Raw genomic sequence first — 24778 nt, 5'->3', positions numbered from 1 at the left:
CAGCCGCTGAGCCGCTGTGATGTGATCCGTGCTGCGGAACGGCCGCGTCCGGCGGCGCGACATGGGGCGATCCCCCAGGCGCCCCACGGGGACGGCAGGCCCTCCGCATCCCGTTTTCCGCCCCTCGATCTGCCCGCGGCTCCCCCGCTCGTCACTGCGGACGCCCGAGGCCGACGTGTCCATGCCCGAAGGTTCCGCGCACATGCAGAAGACCAAAGCCGCACTCTGGGAGTTCCTTCAGGGACTCGGCAAAACGTTCATGCTCCCGGTGGCCCTGCTCGCGTTCTGCGGCATCTTCCTGGGCATCGGCTCGTCGCTCTCCAGCGAAGCCGTCGCCGACACCCTCCCCTTCCTGAAGGCCGACGGCTTCCACCTCGTCTTCACCTGGATGGCCAACACCGGGCTCGTCGCCTTCACCTTCCTGCCGGTCCTCTTCGCGATGGCGATTCCGCTCGGTCTCGCCCGTGAGGACAAGGGAGTCGCCGCCTTCTCCGGATTCGTCGGCTTCGCCGCCATGAACCTGGCGGTGAACTTCTACCTCACCGCCAAGGGCGTCGACTTCGAGGACGAGAAAGCGGTCGCGCACTACGGCATCGCCGATGTGCTGGGGGTGAAGTCCATCGATACGGGACTCCTCGGCGCCGTGGCCGTTGGCATCGTTGTCAGCCTCCTCCACCAGCGCTTTCGTACCCAGCGGATGCCTGACGCGCTGGCCTTCTTCGGCGGCCTGCGCTTCGTCCCGATCGTCTCGGCGCTCGTTCTGAGCCTGCTCGGTCTCCTCATCCCGCTGCTCTGGCCGACGTTCAACGGCTGGATCAACGCCGTGGGCCGCGGCATCGGCCACACCGGTGTCCTCGGGCCCTTCTTCTTCGGCATGGGCGAGGTGCTGCTGCGGCCGATCGGCCTCCACCACATCCTCGTGGCCATGTTCCGCTTCACCGACGTCGGTGGTTCCGGCGCGGTCTGCGGTGAACACGTCTCCGGCGCCCTCAACATGTTCTACGCGCAGCTCGACTGCTCGGCCGCCCCGAACACCGCCGTCACCGACGCGACCCACTTCCTGTCCCAGGGCAAGATGGCGGCCTACCTGGGTGGTCTGCCGGGCGCCGCGCTGGCCATGTACCACTGCGCGAAGAAGACGATGCGGCCGCGGATCAAGGCCCTCCTGGTGTCCGGTGTGGTGGCGTGCGTGGTCGGCGGCATCACGGAGCCGCTGGAATTCCTGTTCCTGTTCATCGCGCCCTGGCTGTACTTCATCCACGCCGTCCTCGTGGGGCTCGGCTTCCTCGTCGCGGCGGTACTCGGCGTCTTCATCGGCAACACCGACGGCAATGTCATCGACTGGCTGGTGTTCGGCGTCCTGCAGGGCACGACGACCAAGTGGTACCTGGTGCCGGTGATCGCGGCCGTCTGGTTCGGCGCCTACTACTTCCTCTTCCGCTGGGCGATCACCCGGTTCGACCTCAAGACCCCGGGCCGCGAGGAGGAGCCCGACCAGGACGCGGCAGGCAACGAGGACGCGGCGGGCGACGAGGACACGCCGGACGGCGCGGGACCGCGGACCGGCGGGACCACCGACTCGAACGGCGACGCGCGGGCGACGCCCACCCGCGAGCTGGTCGCCGGGAAGTACGACGCCGTCGCCATCCTCGCCGCGATCGGCGGCGCCGACAACATCCGGTCCCTGGACAACTGCATCACCCGCCTGCGCATGACCGTCGCCGACGCCGAGAAGGTCGACGAGGCACGGCTGAAGAAGCTCGGCGCCCTCGGCGTCATCAAGCTCGACGGCCACAACGTACAGGTCATCATCGGGCCGCAGGTCCAGTCGGTGAAGGACGCGCTCGCCACCATGGTCCCGGTGGGCTGATCATGACGCACCCCTCCCCCGGCCCGGCCGGCGGGCCCGGCGGACCGTCCTACGACTTCGACACGCCCGTCGACCGGCACGGCACCTGGTGCACCCAGTGGGACTACGTCGAGGACCGCTTCGGCGTCCCCGGCCTGCTGCCGTTCACCATCTCCGACATGGACTTCGAGACCGCTCCGGAGATCCTGGCAGCGCTCCGGGGCCGCCTGGAGCACGGGGTCCTCGGCTACTCGCGGTGGCGTCAGGACGACTTCCTCTCCGCGATCACGCGCTGGTACGCGTCGCGGCACGGGACGACCGTGGATCCCGGGCAGATCGTCTACGGCCCCTCCGTCGTCTACCAGTTGTCACAGCTGCTGCGGCTGTGGTCCCGGCCGGGCGAGGGCGTCGTCGCGCACACCCCCATGTACGACGCGTTCCCCAAGACCGTGGCGGCCAACGGGCGGCGGCTGCGGGAGTGCCCGCTCGACGACTGGGCCGGACTGGAACGGCTGCTGGCGCGGCCCGACACGGCCGTACTGCTGCTGTGCTCGCCGCACAACCCCACGGGCAGGGTCTGGTCCGTGGACGAACTGGACCGGATGGCACGGCTGTGCGCACGGCACGACGTGGCGGTCATCAGCGACGAGATCCACTCCGACCTGGCGCACGCCCCGCATGTCCACAGCCCCTGGGCCCGGCACGGCGGCACGGGCCGCTGGGCGGTGCTCACTTCGGCCTCCAAGTCCTTCAACATCCCGGCTCTCACCGGTAGTTACGGCATCATCGGCGATCCCGCGTCACGCGACGCGTACCTGAGACAGCTGAAGGAGGCGGACGGCCTCTCCTCCCCCGCGGTGCTGTCCCTGGTGGGCCACATCTCGGCGTACGACGAGGGTGGCCCCTGGCTCGACGCGCTGCGCGGGTACCTCGCGGACAATCTCGCCCTGGTGGCCGAGCGGCTCCGGGCGGCGTTCCCGCGACTCGGCTGGGAGCCGCCGCAGGCCGGGTACCTCGCCTGGATCGATCTGCGCCCGTTGGGTGTCGACGACGACGCGCTGCAACGCGAGCTGATCCAGGTGGAGAAGGTGGCCATCATGCCGGGGGCCGTCTACGGATCCCCGGGACGGGTCCGGCTGAACGTGGGGTGCCCCCGCGCCAAGGCGGCGGCGGGTGTCGACGCCCTGATCCGTGCCCTGCGCCGCCTCACCGACGCGGAGCGGCCGCCGGATCCGCAAGGCCCGCCGACGCCCACGCCCCTGGCCTGATCCCCTCTGTGATCCACGCCATCCGGCCGGGAGCGGCCGACACACGTGATCGCCCGGCACGGCGCCGCCGCTGTCGCCGCCGCCCCCACCGACCTCGTCGACCACACCACGGAGAAGGCCACCGGGAAGAGCGCGCTCGCTCGGCGGCGAGGAGGCTACGACCGGCGGCGCGGCCTGCCGCGTTTGGAGCCCTTGGGACCGCCGTAACCGCCGCGTGGGCTCTTGCCGGTCGACCTGCCCGTCGACTTGCCGGCCGTCTTGCCGGTCGCGGGCTTCCGCCGCGCGCCGCCCGTATCCGGACGGTCGCGCGCCGGCTGCGCCGAGGCCTGCTTGCGGCCCCGTGTGCTGTTGACGGTACGCCCGCGGACGATCCCGATGAGGTCCTCCACCAGGTCGGTGGTCGCGTCCTCGGGCCACGACAGCGCGACCTGCGACTCGGGAGCGTCCGTGACCGGCCGGTACGTGAGGTCCTTGCGGTGGTGCGAGCGAGCGAGCGACTGCGGCACGACGAGCAGTCCCACTCCGGCCGCCACCAGCTCCACGGCGTCCGCCGTCGTGGCGGGGCGCTCGTTCGCGGGCCGTCCCGGCGGACGTTCCCAGTCGAGCACGTCGTCCAGGGGGTGCAGCACGATGTCGTCCGCCAGATCTTCGACGGACACCTCGTCGACCGCCGCCACGACGTGGTCCTTCGGGACGATGACCACCGTCGTCTCGGTGTAGAGGGGAATCGCGTTGAGGACGGTCCGGTCGACCGGCAGCCGCACGAGACCCGCGTCGGCGCCGCCGCCGCGCAGGAGGCCGGATGCCTCGGCAGCGGACGCCGCGACGAGGGTCAGGGGCACTTCGGGTAGCCGCTCGCTCCAGATCCGCACCCACTTGTTGGGCGTCACTCCCGGGACGTACGCGAGCCGGAACGAAGGGGACACTTCCGAGCCTGTCACTCCCCCAGGCTACCGGGCGTGGTCGGAGGCCGAGCACACGCTCGATATTCTCGGCACCATGAAGTCGCACCAGACCACTCAGACGATGAAGCCCGCGACCGCGGCGAAGAAGCTGGGTGTGTACCTCGAGGCCACCCCCGCCGAGTTCCGGGCGGGCGTCGTCTCGCGAGCCGAACTGAACGCGCTGCAGGCCGATCCACCCGAGTGGCTGCGGGAACTGCGCCGCGACGGCCCCCATCCCCGTCCGGTCGTCGCGGCGAAGCTGGGTACCTCCATCGCGGGTCTCGCACGCGGCGGGGTCACGGACCCCCTCACCACCGAGCAGATCGACGCCTTGAAGAGGGACCGGCCCGAATGGCTGGAGAAGGAGCGCGCCGTCCAGGCCGAGGTACGGAAGGAAATGGCGCGGATCAAGGAGAGGGACGCGGATGGCGACGACCGCCCCGGGCGACCGGGTCGCTGACATCCGCCCCTGACGGGGTCAGCCGGTCCCATGAGGCCGGCCGGTGCGACGGAATGTCGCACCGGCCGGCCTTTTCGTGTGTCGGGACAGGCCCTGGCCGGGTGGGCGGGCGCCGGCCGCCCACCACTGCCCGGTGGAGTCGGCCGAATACCGTGCGCGAGCCGCTCCATAGGCCCTACCAGCCCTCTGCACGAGACCTGCACGTATGTCAACCCTGTTACCCGACCATGACAAAGCGATCTTGACAGTCGGTGTTGAGGCGCAAGTAAGTTCGGTATGCACCGAGTTCCCCCTACAAGCCGGCGCCCCGCGCCGGGAGAAGGAATGCCTATGGGTTCCCACGCCCGCCCCAACCGAATACACCGGACCGGGGCCCGGATCGCGACGGTCGCGTTTTTCGGGGCCGTCCTGCCGGTCACCGCCGGCGGGCTCGCCCAGGCGGCCACCCCCAGTGCCACACAGACCGTTGACGAGAACGGCCTGCCGAGCGGCGAGACCACCACTCCCGCCGACCGGAGCCAGGGCGCGCCGGACACGAGAGACCAGGCCGTCCCCGACGTCAAGGCCGACCACGCCTTCCTGCTGGACGCCCGCGACGGCAGCCAGGAGCGGGAGATGTGGGCCGGGGCCAAGGCCGACGAGAGCGTGTCGATGGCCAGCACCACCAAGATCATGACCGCCATGGTGGTGCTCAAGCACCCGGAATGGCTGGACCGGCAGATCGCGGTGAAGCAGGAGTACCGGGACTACGTCCAGGAGACCGGCGCCAGTACGGCCGACCTCCAGACCGGCGACACGCTGACCGTCCGGCAGTTGCTGCACGCCATGCTGATCCCCTCCGGCGCGGACGCCGCGCGGGCCCTGGCCGACAACTTCGGCTCCGGGGACACCGAGGACGCGCGGATCGCCGACTTCGTGAACCAGATGAACGCCGAGGCGCAAGCGCTGGGCCTGACCGGCACGCACTTCGACAGCTACGACGGCATCTCACACGGCGACAACCGCAGCACCGCGCGCGACCTGGCCAAGCTCGGCCAGCGCGCGATGCTCCAGCCCGTGTTCGCCGACGTCGTGCAGAACAAGCAGTACGAGACCGAGGCGCCGGCGGCCAACGGCCGTACCCGGTACTACACCTGGGTCAACACCAACGAACTGCTGGGCAGCTACGAAGGCGCCCTCGGCATCAAGACCGGCAGCGGCCCGGAGGCCGGTTACGCCCTCGTCTTCGCCGCCGAGCGGGACAACCGCACCCTGGTCGGCGCGATCCTCAAGGCCGACAAGGACCGGTTCGCCGACGCCACCAAGATGCTCGACTGGGGCTTCGCCCGCTGATCAGGCAGCTCTCTCGGAGCCGAGCGCGTACCACGTGCGGCGCCGCGGACCCCCGCCCGTCCCGACACTCGCGGACGAGCGGGGCCTTCCGCGTCGCACGTGGTCCGCCACCGCCCTCGGAATCCGGCTCGCCCGCCCCACGAGTCACCGCACCGGAGCGACACAAGCGCGATCAAGCAGCGGCGGATCCCGACGAACCGGCCGGCGGGCCAGGACGCTCAGCCGAGCCGGCCGGCGATGGGCGGGCGTGCCCGGACCGGCCGGAACGCCAGGGCGGCGCCGGAGGGATCCGGGCCGGTAGCGCGCCCGGCAAGACGGTCAGTAAGTGAGCGGGCCCACACTGATGCTGGGCACCGGCACGCCGTGCTCGTCCTCGTCCGCCTCGGCGTCGGATGGGTCGAGGTCGACTTCGACGCCGGCCGGTTCGAGCGTGTCCCGGACACGCTGTCTCATCGGCTCACTCAGGTAGTTGTGGTGCAGGTCGAGCTTCCTGAGATGGGTCAGCGGCTGCCCGCCGAGCAGCGCCTCGGCGCCGGTATCGGTCAGTGTGCCGAGCGACAGGTCGAGCACGTCGAGGCTGGCGACGATGGGCGCGGCCCCCACGGCCGCCGCGACCTCGTCTTGCATCTCGCTGTTACGCAGGGCGAGGCTCCGCAGCCGCGGCAGCCGGTTTCCGGACAGGATCCCCGCGAGGTCGGCGATCTCGCCGTCGCCCCCGTCCTCGCGCGCCCCCAGCCACAGTTCGAGATGCTCCAGCGCGGGCAGCTCGCTCTCGCCCACCCCGCGCAGGACGTGGCCGCGCAGCCCCGCGCTCTCGACGACGAGCCTGCGTAGCGCGTCGTGGCGTATGTGGGGGAACCTGAGCGGGTGCAGCCCTTGCATGTCGTAGGACTCGCCGGCCCGGACCGAGAACTCCTCCAGGGCCGGATAGCTCGCGAGCAGCGGCGTGACGTCGGTCTGGCCGATCCGGGAGATCCGGCACTCCTCGTCGGTGATGTCGCCGAAATAGAGGGATCGCAGCCCGGTCAGCCGGTCCCGCGCGCCCAGGAGCGCCCTCATGACCTCGTCGGGTTCGGTGTCCTCCGGGTCTCCCCAGATGCCGATGATCAGCGCGCGGATGCGCGCGCTGTCCACGGCCGCGCACAGCCGCTCGAAGGTGTCACGCCACAGCTCGCCGGTGGTCCCTCGCTCGTATCCGATCCGCCAGGCCACGGCGTCGGCCTCGGGCAGCAGGACGCCGGCCGCGTCCCGCTCCTCGGGGAACGTGAAGGCGGGGAGCCCGTAGAGCTCGGTGAGGTGGTCGTCCCTGGTTCGCATGTGCCTGCCCGCTCCCGCCGTCCGAGGTATCCGGCGCGTCCAGCGCCCTTGACCTGCACGGCAGTTCTACCAGCGGCAAGTGACAACGCCGAGGCTCACCCTTCCGGGCAGCCGGCCGCCCCCTGGGGCTCTATGGTGTCGGCCCCGAGCCACTTGTCGCCATGCCGGCGTTGGTGGGGGATGTGTCGTTCATCGCGTGTCCTCAGAAGGGTGACGAAGGGAAAGAGAGTTCGAGCTGGGCTCGGCCGGCTCCGACTTGATGGCGAGTTCCGGGGCGGTCCCGGCGGTCCGGCGCCCGCGGCCCCCGACCAGGTACGTTGCGATGGACGAGGCCACGGCGAGTGCGATGAGCGCGCAGACCGCCCACCAGCCGACGTGGGTGTAGGCGCGGACCCCGAGCCACGACCCGGCGCTCGCACCGAGGAACGAGCAGGTCATATAGCCCGTGTTGAGCCGGCTGTGCGCTTCCGGGCGCAGGGCGAAGATTCGGGCCTGGTTGGCGACCTGTCCGCACTGCACCGCCACGTCGATCAGCAGCAGCCCGGCGGCAAGAGCCACGAGCCCGGGTGTGCCGCCGAGCGCGCCGACCGCCAGCACCCCCGCCGCGGCGAGCCCGCCCGCGACACACCACAGGTTGACGCGGTCGGGGCCGTATCGGTCCACCCAGTTCCCGGCCGCGGGGGCGAGGAACATGGCGCCCGCGCCGACCAGGGCGAGCACGCCCACGGCCTGGGTGCCCATGTCGTAGCGCGGCCCGGTGATCAACAGCGCCACCGCGGTCCAGGCGGCGCTGAACCCTCCGAAGAGGGTGATCTGGAAGACCACGGACCGGTGCAGCTCCTTCTCCCTGCGCAGCATGCGCAGGGTGTGGGCGAGGAGTTCCGGATAGCCGTCACGGACGGCGGGGACGGTCGTGGGCAGGGTGGCGCAGAGCACCACGGCGAGCAGCGCCGTGAGCACGGCGGCGACCAGATACGGGGCCCGCCAGCCCAGGTGCTCACCGAGAACACCGCCGAAGGCACGGGCCAGCAGGATGCCGCCGATCAGCCCGGCCTGCAGGGTGCCGATCACGCTGCCGCGCCGCTCCGGTTCGACCAGCCCGGCCGCCATGGGAAGGAGGATCTGCGGCACGACGGTGGCCAGGCCGACCAGCGTACCGGCGGCGAGCAGCAGACCGGTCCCGGGGGCGAGCCCCGCGATCAGCAGCGCCAGGCTGGTCACCGCGAGCAGCACGGTGATCAGGGGCCGCCGCGGCAGGCGGTCCCCGAGCGGAACGAGCAGAAAGATCCCGACGGCGTAGCCGAGCTGGGTCAGCGTCGCGAGGGTGGCGGCTGTGCCGTCGGAGACTTCGAGACTCCGCGCGATGAGGGGTGTGATGGCCTGCGGGAAGTACGCGTTGGCCACGGTGACACCGCAGGCCAGCGCCATGACGAGCGGAAGCCCGCGGCCGAGGGCCGTCGGCGCGGGGGACGCGGCTGGTGTGCTGCGGGACATCACGACCGAGTGCTCCTGTCGACGTAGGCCGTCCCGTCCAGGGGACGTGATCGAGCGAACTAGTTGGTTTAATTGACCGGACGAGCGTGACACGTCGTTTCGCGAAGGTCAAACGAACTGGTTCGTTACCATGCACGCATGGCATACGACTCCGCGGCGACCAAAGCGCGCATCATCACGGCGGCGACCGCTGAGTTCGCGGCCCATGGGGTGGCGGGCGCTCGCGTCGACCGCATCGCCACCGCCGCCAAGGCCAACAAACGCGCGATCTACGACTACTTCGGCGACAAGAGGAAGCTCTTCGCCGTGGTGCTGGAGCGTTGCCTCGTCGAACTGGCCGAGGCCGTCCCCCCGTCGGAGGACCTGCCCGGCTATGCCGAGCGGCTCTTCGAGTACCACCGAGCCCGCCCCGAGGCCCTTCGCCTGGTGATGTGGGAGGCCCTGGAGATCGGCGACGAGCTGGTCCCCGCGGAGGAGGAGCGCACCCTGCACTACAAGGACAAGGTGACCGCGGCGCAGGCCGGCGACTCGGACGACGACGCCCGTGCGCGCGTGTTCTTCACCCTCGCCCTCGCGAGCTGGAGCGTCGCCATGCCACAGCTGCGGCGCATGGTGCTCGGCGCCGACTTCGGTATGGACCAGCTCCGTCAGGAGATCGCTCGTGCGGTGGCGTCGCTGCCTTCGAACGGTTCGCGAGGCCGGGTCGACTGTCGGCCCTGAAGGCCTGGACACTGTCCTCCCCTACGGGAACCCCAGTCGTGACGGTCGGAGTGCCGGGCTATTCGCTCTTCGTCGGGATGATGACCATCCGCATGAAGGGCTCCAGCAGTCGCAGCGGATCGTTCGAGGGATCGAGAAGGGCTTGGATCCGCAGTCCGTCCATCATGGCGAGCACCATGACTGCCCTGTCGTCGACGGTCAACTCCGGGCTGCTGTGCACCGTGCGCGGGGAACCGCTGCGCAACCGCATGCGCAACCGCTCTCGCCGACGGGCGACGTACTCGTGCGCCGGGTGGGCGGGGTTGGTCGCCGCGATGGCGAGAGCGAGCCAGCTGCGCACATAGTCGGTATCCGCGAACTCGTCGGCCAGGATCTCGCCCAGTACCGCGGAACCGGCGGTCCCCGACGCGAGGATCCGGTCGGCCTGTTCCTCGTCGCGTGCTTCCCGCTGGGCGAGGGCGGTGAGGAGGAGGTCCTCCTTGCCGGAGAAGTGGCGCGGCAGAGCGGCGTGCGTCATGCCCGCGCGCGGCGATGTCACGCAGCGAGGCCCGCTCGAACCCGTGCTCGGCGAAGCTTGCGAGCGCGGCACGGACGATCTGCGCCCGCCGGGCCGGTGTGGTGGCGTACGACGCTCGGCGCCGAGAGGCGGCATTGTCGCCGATGGTGACCTCCCGACGCGGCAGCGAATGCCGGCCCACGGTCCATCGGCCGCGCGGAGAGGTCATCTCGTTCAAAGCACTCCTCGCCGCAAACCTCAGTGTCCGACGACATCGGCGAAGCCGTGTCCGGTGATCTCGTGGCCGTCGGAGGCGCCGGTCACCGAACACGTTGGAGTTGGCGCCTTGAGTGCCGTCCAGTCCGCGCGGGGTGATCTCCAGGCTCCAATGGCGTGGCACCGCCAGGTCCCCCACCGCCGGAGGTATGGATGCCACGAAGTGAGTCAGTTTTGACCGCCGGCAGAAGGTCACAGTTCAGGTTCTGTCACAGATCTTGGGGAGCTGTTACAGCGAGTGATATTGCTGTTCGGCTCGGAGGCGTCACGGAGGTGTCGGCCGGGATCCAGGCCCGTACTCGGGGATGCCCTGATGCGGGTGTGCGATCGGCTCCGCAGACGTGGCAGCCGCGCCCGGCGCTCGTCTCTGGGCCCGCGGCCCGGGCTGCTTTGGCTCAGTCCAGCGTGTCCATCAGGGCGGTGACATAGGCATCCAGCCGCTCCTCCACGGTCCGCGTCGTCAGATCTGTCCTCCCGGCCTCCCGCCATGGCTGCGACATCTGCTTCACTTCTCCTGAGGACGCCAGCCCGTCCCGGACCTGCCAGTACAGCCGCTCGTTCGCGTCCGTGGCCAGCACCCCGCCGGCCTCCTCATACGCCTCAGGGAACCGCAGACCCCACGCGGGGCCATGCAGCAGCGCGAGATTCACGGAGCAGTGCGCCACATCAAGATCTGCCGGGCCCCAGGAGGCGACTGCCCAGTCGACGACACCGGTGATCCGGGCACCTGCCGGCCTCGCGGGCGGCATGTCGAACAGCACGTTGCCGGGTTGGAAGTCCCGGTGCAGGAATCGCCCTTCATAGCGCGGCGGGGGCCTGCGGATCACGTTGATCGCCGCGGACCACGCCGCCGCGTCGGCGCCCTTCGGAACCACGACGGTGTCGGCGGTCGTCAACGCCACATACTCCCGGGGCCGGTCGACGGGCCGCAACGCGTGGATCGCCACGAGCTGGCGGGCCAGCAGAGCAACGCGCGTCTCCACTCCCTCATCGTCGAGGAACGTCCGGCCCTCCAGATGCGTCATGAGGAGCGATGGATACTCGCAATGCGCGGCGGTCGGATCAACCGCGACCAGTCCAGGAGCCGGCACACCAGTCCCCGTGAGCAGGGCCAGGGCGTCAGCCTCCCTGTTCAGCCCGTCCTCGGCGCGCTCCACGTAGAACGGGTCGACGAAGGTCCGCAACACCAGATCACGGGTGCCTCCGTCCCGCGTGCCGATGGTCAGCCTCCGCATTTCGGCAGTGATACCGCCATACAGCGCCTCGGTCTTGACGATCCATTCGCCGACCTTGAGGTGCCGGCTCACCCAAGCCAGTGTCAACGGCCGGACAGCCGCCACCTCGTCATGGTCGGTCACCGTGCCACCTCATCACCGGACGACGGAACACGCAAAAGCTTTCGTCGGAGGCGATGGCAACCCTGTGCTCCTCTCGCAGCTGCCGCAGGCACCATTCAGGCACTCGAATCGAGCTGTGGCACAGTCCGCACGGCTACCACCGGTGACGTTGCGGTGGACTGGCCCACCTTCACCACGGTGGGGACCGTCACCGTCAGTGAGAAGTGCGTACGCGGCATATACCCGGAGCGCTCAACTCAGACCTGGGGTCGACCTACGGCGGCTTCGTGGTCAGCGCGCGGCTCGAAGACAATGACCCGTTCTGGCTGAGCATCACCTTCTGACCTGGCTTTCGCCAATGGACTTCGGCGGTTCAGCCTCGCAGGTCGTTGAGGCTGACGGTCGGCAGGGGACTCTCAACCGTCCCGGAGGACAGCGTCAGGCCGAACTCTCGCTCCAGCAGGAGCAACGCGGCACCGGACGGCTCCCACTCGCCAGACTCCCAGTTCTCGTCCAGGAAGAAACCTGCGTCCGTGAGGGCTTGGTTGAGGAACGACGGATCGGCGCCCTCGGGCGGCTCGAAGTGCCAGGCGTCGTAGGAGGCCAGCAGTTCTCCTCCTCGCGCGTGCCCGATCCGGGTCGTACCATCCAACACATTCCAGACTGAAACTGCCTCGGTCCCAACCGACAGGCGCGTGAGCACCGGGGTCTGGAGCAGCAAACCGTGGGCGTCGACGTCGAGAAGGAAGGTCCACTGACCGGCCTGGCAGATACGGGCCGCGGGGTTCTCGTGGCCGAATCCCAAGCGCCGGACAGCCTCGCCAGGGGTGCAGAGCGGGTACGGTGCCTGATCCGTGACGCTCAAGCGGGCCAGCACCTCGTCCGGCGAGACATCCCGTACACACGTAAGGCCGAAGTGATCCGACGGCACACACATGGCCAAGGATGATTCCGTCACTGCATCACGTCTTCCACTGGGGCGGCACGGCGCGCCCTCACCGACACTCGGGCAGCGGGTCGGCGGGCTGCAGGTCTGTTCGCATGGATCACCAGAACTGTACCGTTGCCCCCCCACGGGGCCGTCGATGAATTAGTGGGTTGCTTGGGGTAGTTGGGCTCGTTCATATGGTATGAGGCGCTTTGATGGATCGAACGGGGTCGTTACGGGCGAAGGCTCAAGGCGGTGACGCCGTATCCGGATGAGCGGCAGCGCCGGATCCTCTACGGTGCGGAGGCCCGGCAGCTGGGGCACGGTGGGGTCGCCGCGGCGGCACGGGTCGCGGGGGTCTCGAAGGGCTGTGTCAGCTGCGGCCTGGCCGAACTCGATGCGAGCGAGGAGCCGCACGGGCGGGTACGGCGGCCGGGGGCAGGGCGCCCGGCTCTGGCGGACAGGGACCCGGGTCTGGTGCCGGCCCTGCTGGAGCTGGTGGAGGACAGTACGCAGGGCGATCCGATGAAGCCGCTGACGTGGACGACGAAGTCGTTGCGCCGCCTCGTGGACCAGCTCGCCGCCCAGGGCCGGCAAGTGGGTCGCGACACCGTCGCGGCACTGCTGAAGGCGGCCGGGTTCAGCCTGCGGGGCAACTCGCGGGTGCCGGCCGGCAGTCAACACCCTGACTTGGACTCGCAGTTTCGGCACCTGAACGCCACGGTGGCCGCCTTTCTGAAGGCCGGTGCCCCGGTGATCAGCGTGGATACTAAGCTTGAGATTTAACCTCGCCGTTCGAACATGGCCCTCTGCCGCGTCGGGTGGGAGTTTTTCGCCCGATTCGCCCCCGCACGTTGCGCTGCGGATATCGTCCATCTCATCGTCCGTGAAGGTGATGTTGCATGGGAGATTCCTGGCTTGTTCCTCGGCCCCGCACTGAGGTGACACAGGTCACATTTCTCCGTGTCACTGGCGGTCGGGCTGCCTCGTCCCGTGGGTGTAACCAACTGACGAGCACGGAGGAACACACCATGGACGCGCGACTCGACTTCTTCGCCGCTCCCGTCTCCGGCAAGGCCCTCAAGTACTTCATGTCCGCGGGCAAGGTGATCAGGGAGTCGGGGCTGCCCGCCGATCTGCAGGAGCTCGTGTCCACCCGGGTGAGCCAGATCAACGGCTGCGCCGTCTGCCTCGACATGCACGCCAAGGAGGCCGTCGCCGCCGGGGTGAGCCCGGTGAAGCTGGCGCTGGTGCCGGCGTGGCGGGAGGCCGCCGTCTTCTCCGAGGCCGAGCGGGCCGCGCTGGCGCTCGCCGAGGAGGGGACGCGGGTCGCGGACGCGGCCGAGGGGGTCAGTGACGAGGTGTGGGCGAACGCCGCCAAGCACTTCGACGATGAGCGGCTCACCGCGCTGGTGATCCACATCGCGTTCATGAACATGGTGAACCGGATGAACATCATCACCCGCCAGCCGTGCGCCGGCGACTACGTCGCCGGGCAGTTGCACTGAACGGCAGCAGCACGGAAGATCACCAGGAGACGAGAAGGGGTCAGGAAATTAGCAGGGTCGAGGAGTTCGCGGAGCTGCGGCCGCTACTGTTCTCCATCGCCTACCGGATCCTGGGCAGTGTCAGCGAGGCCGAGGACGCGGTCCAGGAGACCTGGCTGCGGTTCGAGGCCTCGCCCACGCAGCCGGCCTCGGTCAAATCCTTCCTCTCCGCCGTCGTCACCCGCATCGCGATCGACGTGTTGCGGTCGGCCCGGGTCCGGCGGGAGGAGTACGTCGGGCCGTGGTTCCCCGAGCCGCTGCTCGCCGACCCTTACGAGGACCCGGCGCGCTCGGCGGAGCTGGCCGACTCCGTGTCGACGGCAGCGCTCCTGCTGCTGGAGCGGCTCAGCCCGCTCGAGCGCGCGGTCTTCGTGCTGCGCGAGGTGTTCGACTACGGCTTCCCCGAGGTCGCCTCGGCGGTGGGGCGCTCGCAGGACGCGTGCCGCCAGCTGGCCGTGCGGGCACGGCGTCACATGAAGGCCGGCCGTCCCCGCTTCGAGGCGGACCGCAGGGAGCGCGCGGAGCTTGCCGACCGGTTCTTCGAGGCCCTCCGCGAGGGCGACGTCCTCGGCCTGCAGCAGCTGCTCGCCGCCGACGTGTCGATGGCCGGCGACGGGGGCGGCAAGGCCCCGCAGCTGGCCAGGGCGATCGCGGGCGCCGACAAGGTGGCCCGGCTGCTCGCCGCCGTCTTCCCCCAGCTGGCCCGGATCGGCCTCACGACCGAGCCTCGCGAGATCAACGGCCAGCCGGGCGCGATCTTCCGCGACCGGGACGGCAAGGTCCTGCAGACCATGGTGCTCGACGTGCTCGACGGTCAGATCCAGGCGATCCGCCTCGTGCTCAATCCGGACAAGCTGGGCCACGTCGGCCCGGTCGCGGACGCCTGGTCGGTCTCCCATGAGCTCAAAAAGTCCCGTCGACACCCAGACTGATCACGTCGACTGACGGCCTTTCAGCTTGGCATTTATCCTTGCTGGTCACTCGACCTGCTGATCTTGGTGTGTTCCTGAGACAGCAGGACGGCCGTTCTTCACGCTTCGAGGTGTCGAGCAACGTCGCGCCGCGACGTCTTCACCCGGCTCGTGCACCTGACCGCCCGCGGCCCCTGGCTCGACCACTGCGGTGAACTCCCCCTGATTCAGGGTACGTTGATCCGGCTGAAGGTTCAGTACCTGCCCGGCGACCGTGACCCGAAACCGGTCTGGCTGCGGTCCTCACGCACCGGCATGACCGGCCAGGACGTCGACCTGCGCCGGCAGGCATTCCTACGCAGATTCGATCTTGAACACACCTTCCGACTGGGAGAAATGGCGGCACGGCCCTGGGTAACGATCTTGGTCAGCCGAGGAAGCTCAGCCGCACCCGGCGCTCGGTGTTGTCGACGTTCGTGTCGACGAGGCAGACGGACTGCCACGTGCCCAGTTCCAGGCGGCCGTCGATGACCGGCAGTGTGGCGTGCGGGGGGACCAGGGCCGGGAGGACGTGGTCGCGGCCGTGGCCGGGGGTGCCGTGGCGGTGGCGCCAGCGGTCGTCGGGCGGAAGGAGGGTGCGCAGCGCGGCGAGGAGGTCGTCGTCGCTGCCCGCGCCCGTCTCGAGGACGGCGATGCCGGCGGTCGCGTGCGGTACGAACACGTTCAGCAGGCCGTCCCGGCCCGCCGCGGTGTCGCGGAGGAACGCCTCGCAGTCGCCGGTCAGGTCGGTCACCGCCTCCTCGGTGCCGGTGGTGATGTGCAGGATCCTGGTGGTGAATGAGTCCGACATGGGTCCATCCTGCCCGCCCGGGCCGCGGGATCGCGCGTCCGCGTGCCGAGACGCCATTGACCCGGTCGGGAATACCTCGCTACGTTCGGCGCCATGTTGCGTTCAGCCCTGCTCACCACGCGCGGTCACATCGACCTGCTGCGGGTGGCGTCCGCCGCGTGTCGCCGCGGCCGCTGACGCCCTTTTCACCGTACTGACGCGCAGAAGCGCGCCGTTTCGGCGTATCCCGGCGCCACGTCGCTGACGCGGCGTTCCCGTCGGCGGCTCTCGTCCCGCTCACCGCTCCCCGCCCCTTTCACTCGCGCCGGCTCCGGCCGACGCCGCACCGTCCCGCGAACCGCCGTCCCCCGCCCCACCGTCTCGCGCGACGCCGTCCCTCGAGACGCCGTGGCGTGTCGCGCCGCGGTGTGCCGCGTCGCGGCCGGACCGCGCGATCCCCCCTGTCTCCCAGCACGGAGTCCCCATGCCGGTCGATCACGCCCCACCGGACACGTCCGCCATTTCGAATGATCAACCGCCCTTCGCCCTGGAACCGGTCGTCCCGTCCGCCGCCACCCGCTCCTGGCGCCATGCCGTGCCCCGCTGGCTGCGGCGCGTCGTCGGGCCGCTGCTTCTTCTGCTCCTGTGGCAGGTGCTCAGCGCGACCGGTGTGCTGCACCGCGACATCCTCGCCTCGCCCGGGACCATCGCCACCGCCGCCGGCGAGCTGATCTCCGACGGTACCCTCGGGTCCGCCATGGCCATCTCGCTCCAACGGGTGGTCGTGGGACTGCTGTTCGGAGCGGTGGCCGGCGTGTCGCTCGCGCTGGCCTCCGGGCTCTCCCGGCTCGGCGAGGACCTGGTCGACCCGGTCGTCCAGATGCTGCGGACCGTGCCGTGGGTCGGTCTGATCCCGCTCTTCATCATCTGGCTGGGCATCGGCGAGGCCCCCAAGGTGGCCCTCATCGCACTCGGTGTCGCGTTCCATCTCTACCTCAACGTGTACGCGGGCATCCGCGGCGTCGACGAACAACTCGTGGAGGCCGGGCAGTCGTTGGGGCTCGGCCGCTGGGGACTGATCCGGCATGTCGTGCTGCCGGGCGCGCTGCCCGGGGCGATGACCGGGCTGCGGTACTCGCTCGCCACCGCGTGGCTCGCCCTCGTCTTCGGCGAGTCCATCAACGCCGACGCCGGGATCGGCTTCCTGATGAACCAGGCCCGGGACTTCCTGCGCACGGACGTCATCGTCGTCTGCCTGGTCGTCTACGCCTTCCTCGGCCTGATCGCCGACGCCGTCGTCCGTACTCTCGAAAGGCTGCTGCTGCAATGGCGACCGACATTCACGGGCCGGTGAGCACGGTCGAGGGCCCGGCCGCGACCCCGGCGGTCCGGGTCGAGGGGCTGACCCGCGCCTTCGACGGCCGGCCGGTGATCGACCGGCTCGATCTCACCCTGCGTCCCGGTGAGTTCACCGCCCTGCTGGGCCGCAGCGGCTGCGGCAAGTCGACCCTGCTGCGGGTGCTGGCCGGGCTGGACCGTGACATCAGCGGCACGGTCCTCGTACCCAAGCGCCGCGCGGTCGCCTTCCAGGCCCCTCGGCTGATGCCGTGGAAGCGCGTCTGGCGCAATGTGCTGCTCGGGCTCGACGGACGGCCCGACCGCGCGCTGGCCGAGCGCGCCCTGAACGAGGTCGGCCTCGGCCACCGCTCCGGCGCGTGGCCCAAGACCCTCTCGGGCGGCGAGGCCCAGCGTGCCTCACTGGCGAGAGCGCTCGTACGGGAGCCGGACCTGCTGCTGCTCGACGAGCCGTTCGGCGCGCTGGACGCGCTGACGCGGATCAAGGCCCAGCGACTGGTGGCGGAGCTGTGGCAACGGCGTGGCTGCGCGGTCCTGCTGGTGACCCACGACGTCGACGAGGCACTGCTGCTCGCGGACCGCGCGCTGGTCATGCGGGACGGTGTCATCGCGTACGAGACCCCGGTCGGACTGGACCGTCCACGCGCGGTCGGCGACCCCGGCTTCGGCCCGCTCCGGTCCCGCCTGCTCACCGAACTGGGAGTGGACGAGCCGGCCGCCTCCTCATGACGGCCCACCACCTCCTGACGGCCCACAGCCTCCTGACGGCCGACAGCCTCCTGGCGGCCCCACCGCGATCTGACGGCCCCACCGCCTCCTGACAACCGGTGCCCCGGGGCGGCCGGTACCCAGCCGCCCCCGTGTGGCGCACCGGCTGCCCGCGCTCCCCCACACCGAGGAAAGCCACCCTCCATGAAGCGTTTTCTCGCCGCGACCCTCCTCCCCGTCGCCCTCCTCCTCTCCGCCTGCTCCGGCGCCTCCTCCGCCGACGGATCCGGTGGTACGAACGGCAGGACCGACGGCAAGGGGTCCCTCACCCTCAAGGTCGGTGACCAGAAAGGCGGCGCCGAAGCGATCCTGCGCGCCGCCGGTGAGCTCGACGACCTTCCCTACAAGGTCACGTGGTCGACCTTCACCTCCGGTCCGCCGCTGCTCGAAGCCGTGAACGCCAGGGCCGTGGACATCGGTTCCGTCGGCAACACCCCGCCCGTCTTCGCCGCCGGAGCCGGCTCGAAGATCAAGGTCGTGGCCGCGACCCACGGGGACGCGCGCGGCGACACGATCCTCGTGCGCGAGGACTCGCCCCTGAGGAAGACGTCCGAGCTCAGGGGGAAGACGGTCGCCGTGGCCCAGGGCAGCTCGGCGCACTACCAGCTGATCGCCTCGCTCCGGAAGGCCGGTCTCACCGTCAAGGACGTCAAGGTCAGGCTGTTGCAGCCGGCCGACGCGCTCGCCGCGTTCACCAGCGGCAAGGTGGACGCCTGGTCCGTCTGGGACCCGTACACCAGCCAGGTGCTGCACGGCGGGCTCGGCCGGGTGCTGACCGACGGCCGGGGCGTCGTCAACGGCCTGAACTTCCAGGTCGCCGCACCCGCCGCCCTGGAGGACAAGAAGAAGGCCGCCGCGATCGGCGACTTCGTCGACCGGCTCCGCCGGGCGCAGGACTGGGCCTTCGAGCATCCCGAGGACTGGGCCGAGGTCTGGGCCAAGGACACCGGAATGCCGTACGGAGTGGCCCTGGACGCGGTGAAGCGCAGCAACGGCACCCGCAGGCCGGTCGCGCTGGACAAGGCCGCGATCGGTTCCGAGCAGGAGATCGCCGACACCTTCGCGGAGCTCAAGCTCATTCCCCGCCGCTTCGACTTCGCGGACTTCGTGGACAACCGCTTCAACAAGAATCTGCCGCCGTCCACCTCGCCGGCGCGCACCTACGGAAAGGCCTCTTCCTGATGAGCGTTCACCTGCACTGGTTCCTGCCGACCGGCGGCGACGGACGTACGCTGGTGGACCGCCACGCGTACACCGACGGGGGCATCTCGCGCTCCGCGAACACCCCGGTCAGCGGGATCCGCCCGCCCGACGTCGAGTACCTGGCGCAGATCGCCAAAGCGGCCGAACACCTCGGCTTCGAGGCCGTGCTGACGCCGACCGGCACCTGGTGCGAGGACGCGTGGCTGACGACGACGGCGCTGGCGCAGCAGACCGAGCGGCTGAAGTTCCTGGTCGCCTTCCGGCCGGGGCTGATCTCCCCGGTGCTGGCGGCGCAGATGGCGGCCACCTTCCAGCGCGTCAGCCGGGGGCGGCTGCTGCTCAACGTGGTGACCGGCGGCGACGCGACCGAGCAGCGCCGTTTCGGTGACCATCTCGACCACGACCGGCGCTACGCCAGGACGGCGGAGTTCCTGTCGGTGGTGCGGGGGGTCTGGGGCGGCAGGCCGTACGACTTCGACGGTGAGCACTTCCAGGTCGAGGGCGGGCTGACCGCGCTGCCGCCCGACCCGCTGCCGGAGATCTTCTTCGGTGGTTCGTCGGCCGCCGCGGGGCCGGTGGCGGCCGAGCACGCCGATGTGTACCTCACCTGGGGCGAGCCCCCGGCGCAGGTGAAGGAGAAGATCGACTGGATCCGCTCGCTGGCCGAGGAGCGGGGCCGTACGGTCCGCTTCGGCATCCGCCTGCACACCATCTCGCGCGACTCCTCCCGGGAGGCCTGGGCGACCGCGGACCGGCTGCTGGACGACCTCGACCCGGAGACCGTCGCCGCGGCGCAGCGCGCGCTCGGCCGGAGCGAGTCGGTGGGACAGCAGCGGATGCTGGCCCTGCACGGCGGTTCGCGGGACAAGCTGGAGATCTCGCCCAACCTGTGGGCGGGCGTCGGTCTGGTACGCGGCGGCGCGGGCACCGCGCTGGTGGGCAGCCACGACGAGGTGGCGGACCGGATCGAGGAGTACCACGAGCTGGGGATCGAGCACGTCGTGCTCTCCGGCTACCCGCATCTGGAGGAGGCGTACTGGTTCGGGGAGGGGGTGACGCCGCTGCTGGCGGCACGCGGGCTGCTGGCCCAGGTCCCGGCCTCCCCGCTGCTGGGAGTTCCGGCGCGGAACGGGCGCCCCGCGTCCGCGCCCGGCGGCGCTCCGCTGCTGGTGGCCGGGGGACGCTGAGCGGGGCACGGCCCCTGTCGGCGGGGAAGATTCCCGGCCTCCGCGCGGTTGGCGCCACCGTGAACAGCTTCGGAGCGCGGGCACAGGCGCGGACACGGACGCAGGAGGTGCCGGCACAGGCGGCACGGACGCGGCCACCACGCACGCAGGCGGCACGGGCGGACACACGGCCGCACGTGGCGCCGCGGGTCCGGCCCGGGGTGCGCACCATCGATGTCGTGGTCATCGGCGCGGGGCAGGCGGGCCTGTCCGGCGCCCACCATCTGCGGCGCTCCGGGCTCGAGCCCGACCGGGACTTCGTCGTGCTCGACCACGCCCCGCGCCCGGGCGGCGCCTGGCAGTTCCGCTGGCCGTCGTTGACGTACGGCAAGGTGCACGGCATGCACGCGCTCCCCGGCATGGAGCTGGTCACGGGCCCGGCCGATGACGACCGCCCGTCCGCCGAGGTGATCGGGGCGTACTTCGCGGAGTACGAGCGGCGGTTCGGGCTCCGTGTCCACCGGCCGGTCGAGGTGTCGGCCGTCCGCGACGACGGGCGCGGGGGGCCCACGGCGGGCGGCCGGCTGCTGGTCGAGACCTCCGAGGGGACCTGGGCCGCCCGGGCCCTGATCAACGCCACCGGCACCTGGGAGAGGCCCTTCTGGCCGCGCTACCCGGGCCAGGACGTCTTCCGGGGCCGCCAGTCGCACACCGCGGACTATCGCGGGCCGGCGGAGTTCGCCGGGCTGCGGGTGGTCGTGGTGGGCGGCGGCGCGTCCGGCACGCAGCATCTGATGGAGATCGCGGAGGTCGCGGCCGAGACCGCCTGGGTGACGCGCCGGCCGCCCGTCTTCCGCGAGGGCCCGTTCGACGAGGAGCGGGGGCGAGCAGCCGTCGCGCTCGTCGAGGAGCGGGTACGGAACGGGCTGCCGCCGCGCAGTGTGGTGTCGGTGACGGGGCTGCCGTTGACGGAGGCCGTCCGGCGGGCCCGGGCGCGGGGCGTCCTGAACCGGCGCCCCATGTTCGACCGCGTCACGGAACACGGGGTGCACTGGCCTGACGGCACCACCTTCGACGCCGACGCCATCGTCTACGCCACCGGATTCCGCCCCGCGCTGGGGCACCTCGCGCCCCTGCGGCTGCGCGAGGCGGGCGGCGGGATCCGGATGGCGGGCACACGGGTGGTCCACGACCCCCGCGTCCACCTCGTCGGCTACGGTCCCTCCGCCAGCACGATCGGCGCGAACCGGGCGGGCCGGGCGGCGGTGCACGAGATCGTCCGGCTCCTGGCACCCGCCGCCGGAGGCGCACCGGACGGCGCGGAGGGCACACGGGGGAACAGCGAGAACGTCGGCGCGGGGAGCGCCGCCTGAGCGCCCGTTCCCCGGCTATGCCTGCGCGTCCCGGGCGACCGTCCGCCCTCCGGCCGCTCCGTGCGCGCCGTCGCCGCTCCCTCCACGGTCCTCCGCGCGGGTCATCCGGGGCCGGCCGCGCCCCTGCGGTGGGCGTTGAACTCCTCGACGTTGCGCCGGTGGTCGGCGTACCGCGTGGTGAAGCGGGTGTCGCCGGGCTTCACCGTGACGAAGTACAGCCAGTCCCCGCGTGACGGATTGAGCGCCGCCTCCATGGCCTCCTCCCCCGGATTCCCGATCGGCGTGGGCGGCAGGCCCTTGTGGGCGTAGGTGTTGTACGGGCTGTCGGTCTTGGTGTCGCGGTGCGTGGTGTCGAGCGTGGAGCGGCCCAGCGCGTAGTTGAGGGTCGAGTCCATCTGCAACGGCATGCCGAGGGCGAGCCGGTTGTGCACCACCCGCGAGACCTTGGCCATGTCGGCCGCCGTCCCGGCCTCCGCCTGCACGATGCTGGCGATGGTGACCGCCTGGTACCCCGTCACACCGTTCCGCTGGAGGCCCGCGCTGATCCGGGCCCCGCCGAACCGCTGGTTCGCGGTGTTCACCATGTAGCGGAGCAGCCCGGCCGGGGTCGTCGAGGCGTGGATCGGGTAGGTGGCCGGGAAGAGATAGCCCTCCGGGTTGCCCCGCGCGGCCTCCGGAAGGGCGAGTTCGGTGGTGTGCACCGCCTTTTCGGTGGTGCCGCCGGGTACCCGGAGGACCTGGTCGACGGAGGCGTACACCTGGCTCGCACGCCGTCCCTCGGGCACGAGCAGGGTCTTCGTGCGCGGCTCGGCGGTGTCCTCCGCCTCGTCCCCCAGCAGGACGGGCACCAGCACGGCCGAGACGGCCGCGAGCGCCGCCGTCACCGACAGGGCCAGTCGGCCGCGGCGCGTCAGCCGGGGTCGCCGACCGCGCCGCCGCACCCCCGCCGGCCCGCGAGGCTCGTTCGTCATGGGGCGCACGCTAACCCGGTGTGATCATCGATCCGGGCACCTGAGGCGCGGGCGACACGGACGGCATACGGACGGCACAGGCGAAGGCATACGGACGGCTCACGCGCCGCTCGGACAAGCGCCGTTCCGGACCGCTCCGGACCGCGCCGGACCGCTCCGGACCGCCCCGGATCGGCCCTGAATCGGCCCGGTCCGGCCCTACGGCACGACCGGTGCCAGGTCGCCGGGGGTTCGTGCCGTCCCGGACGCGGGCGCCCGGCCGTCTCCGGTGCCTCCCACGACCTCCGGCTCCGCGCCTTCCCCGGCGTCCGTCTCGGATACCTCTGCCGCTTGCGACCCGGCTTCCGCTTCCGCCGCCGTTCGCGCGGGCCTGCTGTCCCTGCGGACCAGGGCCGCGTAGCGTCCGTCCCGCCGCATCAGTTCCTCGTGCGTGCCTCGCTCCGCGATCCGCCCGGCGTCCAGGACCACGATCTGGTCCGCGTCCCGGATGGTGGAGAGCCGGTGCGCGATGGTGATCGTCGTACGCCCCTCGGAGAGCGCGTCGATGGCCCGCTGCACGGCCTGTTCCGTACGGGTGTCCAAGGCGCTGGTCGCCTCGTCCAGGATCAGCACGGGCGGGTCGCGCAGGATGGTGCGGGCGATCGCCAGCCGCTGCTTCTCACCGCCGGAGAACCGGTAGCCGCGCTCGCCGACCAGCGTGTCGTAGCCGTCCGGCAGGGCCGCGATGTGGTCATGGATCTGAGCGGCCCTGGCAGCCGTCTCCAACTCCTCGTCGGTGGCGTCCGGCTTGGCGAAGCGCAGGTTCTCCGCGACGGAGGCGTGGAAGAGGTACGTCTCCTGGGACACCACGCCGACCGCCCGGGACAGGGTCGCGAAGCCGAGGTCACGGACGTCCACGCCGTCGAGCAGCACCCGGCCGCCCGTCACGTCGTACAACCGGGGCACCAGATAGCTGAGCGTCGACTTCCCGGAGCCGGTGGGGCCCACGACGGCGAGGCTGCCGCCGGCCGGGACCGTGAGGTCGACCTCCTGGAGCGTCGGTGCGTCCTTGGAGTCGTAGGCGAAGTCGACGCCGTCGAACCGGACGTCGCCGCGGACCGTGCCGAGGGCGACCGGCCGCTCCGGCTCGGTGATCTCGACGGGCAGATCGAGGTATTCGAAGATGCGCTGGAAGAGCGCGAGCGAGGTCTGCATCTCCACCCCTGTGGAGAGCAGGCTCACCGCGGGCCTGAACAGTCCCTGCTGGAGCGAGACGAACGCGACGAGCGTGCCGATGGAGACGGCTCCGCCGCCGGTCTGCAGCGTGAGGCCCGCCGCCCAGTAGATGACGGCGGGCATGGCCGCCATGACGATCCCGATGGTCGACATCCGCCACCGGCCCGCCATGTTGGAACGGACCTCCAGGTCGACCAGCCGCTCGGACTCGTCCGCGAAGGACTTGGTGAGCGAGTCGGCGCGGCCCATCGTGCGTCCGAGGAGGATGCCGCTCACCGAGAGCGATTCGGTGACGGTGGCGGCCATGGCGGCCATCTGCCGCTGGCGGTCCGTGGTGATCCTCTTGCGCTCCCGGCCCACCCGGCGGCTGATCCAGACGAACACCGGCAGCAGGAGCATCGACACGGCCGTGAGCCGCCAGTCCAGGGCCAGCATGGCCACGATCGAGGCGACGACGGCGGTGAGGTTGGAGACCAGGGAGGTCGCGGTGGAGGTGACGGTCGCCTGCATGCCGCCGATGTCGTTGGCGATGCGGGACTGGACCTCGCCCGTCCTGGTCCTGGTGAAGAAGGCGAGCGGCATGCGCTGGAGCTGCGCGTAGACGCCGGTGCGCAGGTCGTGCATGACCCGCTGGCCGACCGTCGTGGAGATCAGCGTCTGGAGCACGCCGAAGACGCTGGTGACCACGGCGGTGAGGATCATGCCGAGGGCGAGCAGGCTGAGCAGGCCCGTACGGCCCTGCGGGATCGCGGTGTCGAGGATCTCGCGCAACATGAACGGCGAGACGACCGAGACCAGCGACGACGCCGCGACGAGCAGCCCGACGAGCGCCAGTCGGCCGCGGTAGGGACGGAACAACCGGAGGATGCGCCGTACCTCGGCGGGCGGCTCCGGCCGGCCCGGCGGCCCTGGTCGGGGCGAGGGCGTCCAAGAGGATGTCGTGTGTTTCATGGGCTCCTTCGAAGAGCGGAGGGGATCATACGGACGGAAACGGGCGCACGGCGAGCATAGCCGACCG

Annotated in this window: 23 protein-coding genes and 1 pseudogene; 15 read left to right on the top strand and 9 right to left on the bottom strand. The window is 70.9% G+C overall.

Annotated elements, in window-relative coordinates; translation table 11 throughout:
* Positions 1-202 precede the first annotated feature (202 nt).
* Both malX and IG02_RS0107400 read left to right on the top strand, forming a co-directional pair.
* Positions 203-1870: a maltose/glucose-specific PTS transporter subunit IIBC gene (gene malX, locus IG02_RS0107405; protein ID WP_030743290.1), complete on the top strand. Its 1668-nt coding sequence runs from the start codon at positions 203-205 to the stop codon at positions 1868-1870.
* A 2-nt stretch (positions 1871-1872) separates the two neighbouring features.
* Positions 1873-3117: a MalY/PatB family protein gene (locus IG02_RS0107400; RefSeq protein WP_051764628.1), complete on the top strand. Its 1245-nt coding sequence runs from the start codon at positions 1873-1875 to the stop codon at positions 3115-3117.
* 155 nt (positions 3118-3272) lie between these two features.
* Here the strand turns inward: IG02_RS0107400 and IG02_RS0107395 are convergent, their stop codons facing one another.
* Positions 3273-4058 carry a LysR family substrate-binding domain-containing protein gene (locus tag IG02_RS0107395; protein ID WP_030743286.1) on the bottom strand — a complete coding sequence of 262 codons (786 nt, stop codon included), beginning with the start codon at positions 4056-4058 and terminating at the stop codon, positions 3273-3275.
* A gap of 58 nt (positions 4059-4116) precedes the next feature.
* Between IG02_RS0107395 and IG02_RS0107390 the strand changes: the two genes are divergently transcribed.
* Positions 4117-4521, top strand: coding sequence for a DUF5997 family protein (locus tag IG02_RS0107390; protein ID WP_030743284.1), 405 nt, complete (start codon positions 4117-4119; stop codon positions 4519-4521).
* Positions 4522-4851: 330 nt separating this feature from the next.
* Complete coding sequence (locus tag IG02_RS0107385) at positions 4852-5853, top strand: D-alanyl-D-alanine carboxypeptidase family protein (protein WP_030743282.1); 1002 nt, start codon at positions 4852-4854, stop codon at positions 5851-5853.
* A gap of 318 nt (positions 5854-6171) precedes the next feature.
* On the opposite strand, the gene IG02_RS0107380 is transcribed toward IG02_RS0107385, so the two are convergent.
* Positions 6172-7170 (bottom strand): STM4015 family protein, encoded by a 999-nt coding sequence (locus IG02_RS0107380; protein ID WP_030743279.1) that lies wholly within the window; start codon positions 7168-7170, stop codon positions 6172-6174.
* A gap of 189 nt (positions 7171-7359) precedes the next feature.
* The gene (locus IG02_RS0107375; RefSeq protein ID WP_051764626.1) at positions 7360-8664 is read right to left on the bottom strand and encodes an MFS transporter; all 1305 of its coding nucleotides are present in this window, start codon (positions 8662-8664) and stop codon (positions 7360-7362) included.
* Between the two features lie 138 nt (positions 8665-8802).
* Between IG02_RS0107375 and IG02_RS0107370 the strand changes: the two genes are divergently transcribed.
* Positions 8803-9384, top strand: a complete 582-nt coding sequence (locus IG02_RS0107370) for a TetR family transcriptional regulator (RefSeq protein ID WP_030743275.1) — start codon at positions 8803-8805, stop codon at positions 9382-9384.
* A 58-nt stretch (positions 9385-9442) separates the two neighbouring features.
* On the opposite strand, the gene IG02_RS42620 is transcribed toward IG02_RS0107370, so the two are convergent.
* The 3 genes from IG02_RS42620 to IG02_RS0107355 all read right to left on the bottom strand — a co-directional run bounded on the left by IG02_RS42620 (position 9443) and on the right by IG02_RS0107355 (position 12430).
* On the bottom strand, positions 9443-9901 hold the full coding sequence (locus IG02_RS42620) for a TetR/AcrR family transcriptional regulator (protein ID WP_234314643.1): 459 nt from the start codon (positions 9899-9901) through the stop codon (positions 9443-9445).
* A 650-nt stretch (positions 9902-10551) separates the two neighbouring features.
* On the bottom strand, positions 10552-11514 hold the full coding sequence (locus IG02_RS0107360) for a phosphotransferase family protein (protein WP_030743273.1): 963 nt from the start codon (positions 11512-11514) through the stop codon (positions 10552-10554).
* A gap of 352 nt (positions 11515-11866) precedes the next feature.
* Entirely contained in the window at positions 11867-12430 is a 564-nt protein-coding gene (locus IG02_RS0107355) for a DUF6461 domain-containing protein (RefSeq protein WP_030743271.1), read from the bottom strand.
* 246 nt (positions 12431-12676) lie between these two features.
* Between IG02_RS0107355 and IG02_RS0107350 the strand changes: the two genes are divergently transcribed.
* The 4 genes and pseudogenes from IG02_RS0107350 to IG02_RS42615 form a co-directional block, all read left to right on the top strand.
* On the top strand, positions 12677-13207 hold the full coding sequence (locus tag IG02_RS0107350; protein ID WP_051764624.1) for an ISAzo13-like element transposase-related protein: 531 nt from the start codon (positions 12677-12679) through the stop codon (positions 13205-13207).
* 245 nt (positions 13208-13452) lie between these two features.
* Positions 13453-13929, top strand: coding sequence for a carboxymuconolactone decarboxylase family protein (locus tag IG02_RS0107345; protein ID WP_030743267.1), 477 nt, complete (start codon positions 13453-13455; stop codon positions 13927-13929).
* 47 nt (positions 13930-13976) lie between these two features.
* The gene (locus IG02_RS0107340; RefSeq protein ID WP_030743265.1) at positions 13977-14900 is read left to right on the top strand and encodes an RNA polymerase sigma-70 factor; all 924 of its coding nucleotides are present in this window, start codon (positions 13977-13979) and stop codon (positions 14898-14900) included.
* Positions 14901-15056: 156 nt separating this feature from the next.
* Positions 15057-15269: pseudogene (locus IG02_RS42615) on the top strand (transposase); the annotation flags it as partial.
* Positions 15270-15306: 37 nt separating this feature from the next.
* Here IG02_RS42615 and IG02_RS0107335 read toward each other — a convergent pair.
* A complete protein-coding gene (locus IG02_RS0107335; protein ID WP_030743263.1) occupies positions 15307-15729 on the bottom strand; it encodes a secondary thiamine-phosphate synthase enzyme YjbQ in 423 nt (140 codons plus the stop codon).
* 93 nt (positions 15730-15822) lie between these two features.
* On the opposite strand from IG02_RS0107335, the gene IG02_RS43820 reads away from it, so the two are divergent.
* The 6 genes from IG02_RS43820 to IG02_RS0107310 all read left to right on the top strand — a co-directional run bounded on the left by IG02_RS43820 (position 15823) and on the right by IG02_RS0107310 (position 21574).
* Positions 15823-15906: a putative leader peptide gene (locus IG02_RS43820; protein ID WP_313884353.1), complete on the top strand. Its 84-nt coding sequence runs from the start codon at positions 15823-15825 to the stop codon at positions 15904-15906.
* A gap of 286 nt (positions 15907-16192) precedes the next feature.
* On the top strand, positions 16193-17062 hold the full coding sequence (locus IG02_RS0107330; RefSeq protein WP_030743261.1) for an ABC transporter permease: 870 nt from the start codon (positions 16193-16195) through the stop codon (positions 17060-17062).
* Positions 17035-17793, top strand: a complete 759-nt coding sequence (locus IG02_RS0107325; protein ID WP_030743258.1) for an ABC transporter ATP-binding protein — start codon at positions 17035-17037, stop codon at positions 17791-17793. Before IG02_RS0107330 ends, IG02_RS0107325 begins: the two co-directional genes overlap by 28 nt.
* Before the next feature lie 183 nt (positions 17794-17976).
* Positions 17977-19014 (top strand): ABC transporter substrate-binding protein, encoded by a 1038-nt coding sequence (locus tag IG02_RS0107320; protein ID WP_030743256.1) that lies wholly within the window; start codon positions 17977-17979, stop codon positions 19012-19014.
* Positions 19014-20222: an LLM class flavin-dependent oxidoreductase gene (locus IG02_RS0107315; RefSeq protein ID WP_030743254.1), complete on the top strand. Its 1209-nt coding sequence runs from the start codon at positions 19014-19016 to the stop codon at positions 20220-20222. Before IG02_RS0107320 ends, IG02_RS0107315 begins: the two co-directional genes overlap by 1 nt.
* Positions 20223-20422: 200 nt before the next feature.
* Positions 20423-21574 carry an NAD(P)-binding domain-containing protein gene (locus IG02_RS0107310; protein WP_030743253.1) on the top strand — a complete coding sequence of 384 codons (1152 nt, stop codon included), beginning with the start codon at positions 20423-20425 and terminating at the stop codon, positions 21572-21574.
* Positions 21575-21675: 101 nt separating this feature from the next.
* Here IG02_RS0107310 and mltG read toward each other — a convergent pair whose 3' ends face one another.
* A complete protein-coding gene (gene mltG, locus IG02_RS0107305) occupies positions 21676-22545 on the bottom strand; it encodes an endolytic transglycosylase MltG (RefSeq protein WP_030743252.1) in 870 nt (289 codons plus the stop codon).
* A gap of 198 nt (positions 22546-22743) precedes the next feature.
* A complete protein-coding gene (locus IG02_RS0107300; protein ID WP_078854275.1) occupies positions 22744-24711 on the bottom strand; it encodes an ABC transporter ATP-binding protein in 1968 nt (655 codons plus the stop codon).
* Positions 24712-24778 lie beyond the last annotated feature (67 nt).

It is taken from the genome of Streptomyces sp. NRRL F-5135, assembly GCF_000719775.1.
GTDB lineage: Bacteria > Actinomycetota > Actinomycetes > Streptomycetales > Streptomycetaceae > Streptomyces > Streptomyces hebeiensis.
This window is presented reverse-complemented; position numbering and strand designations above follow the sequence as displayed.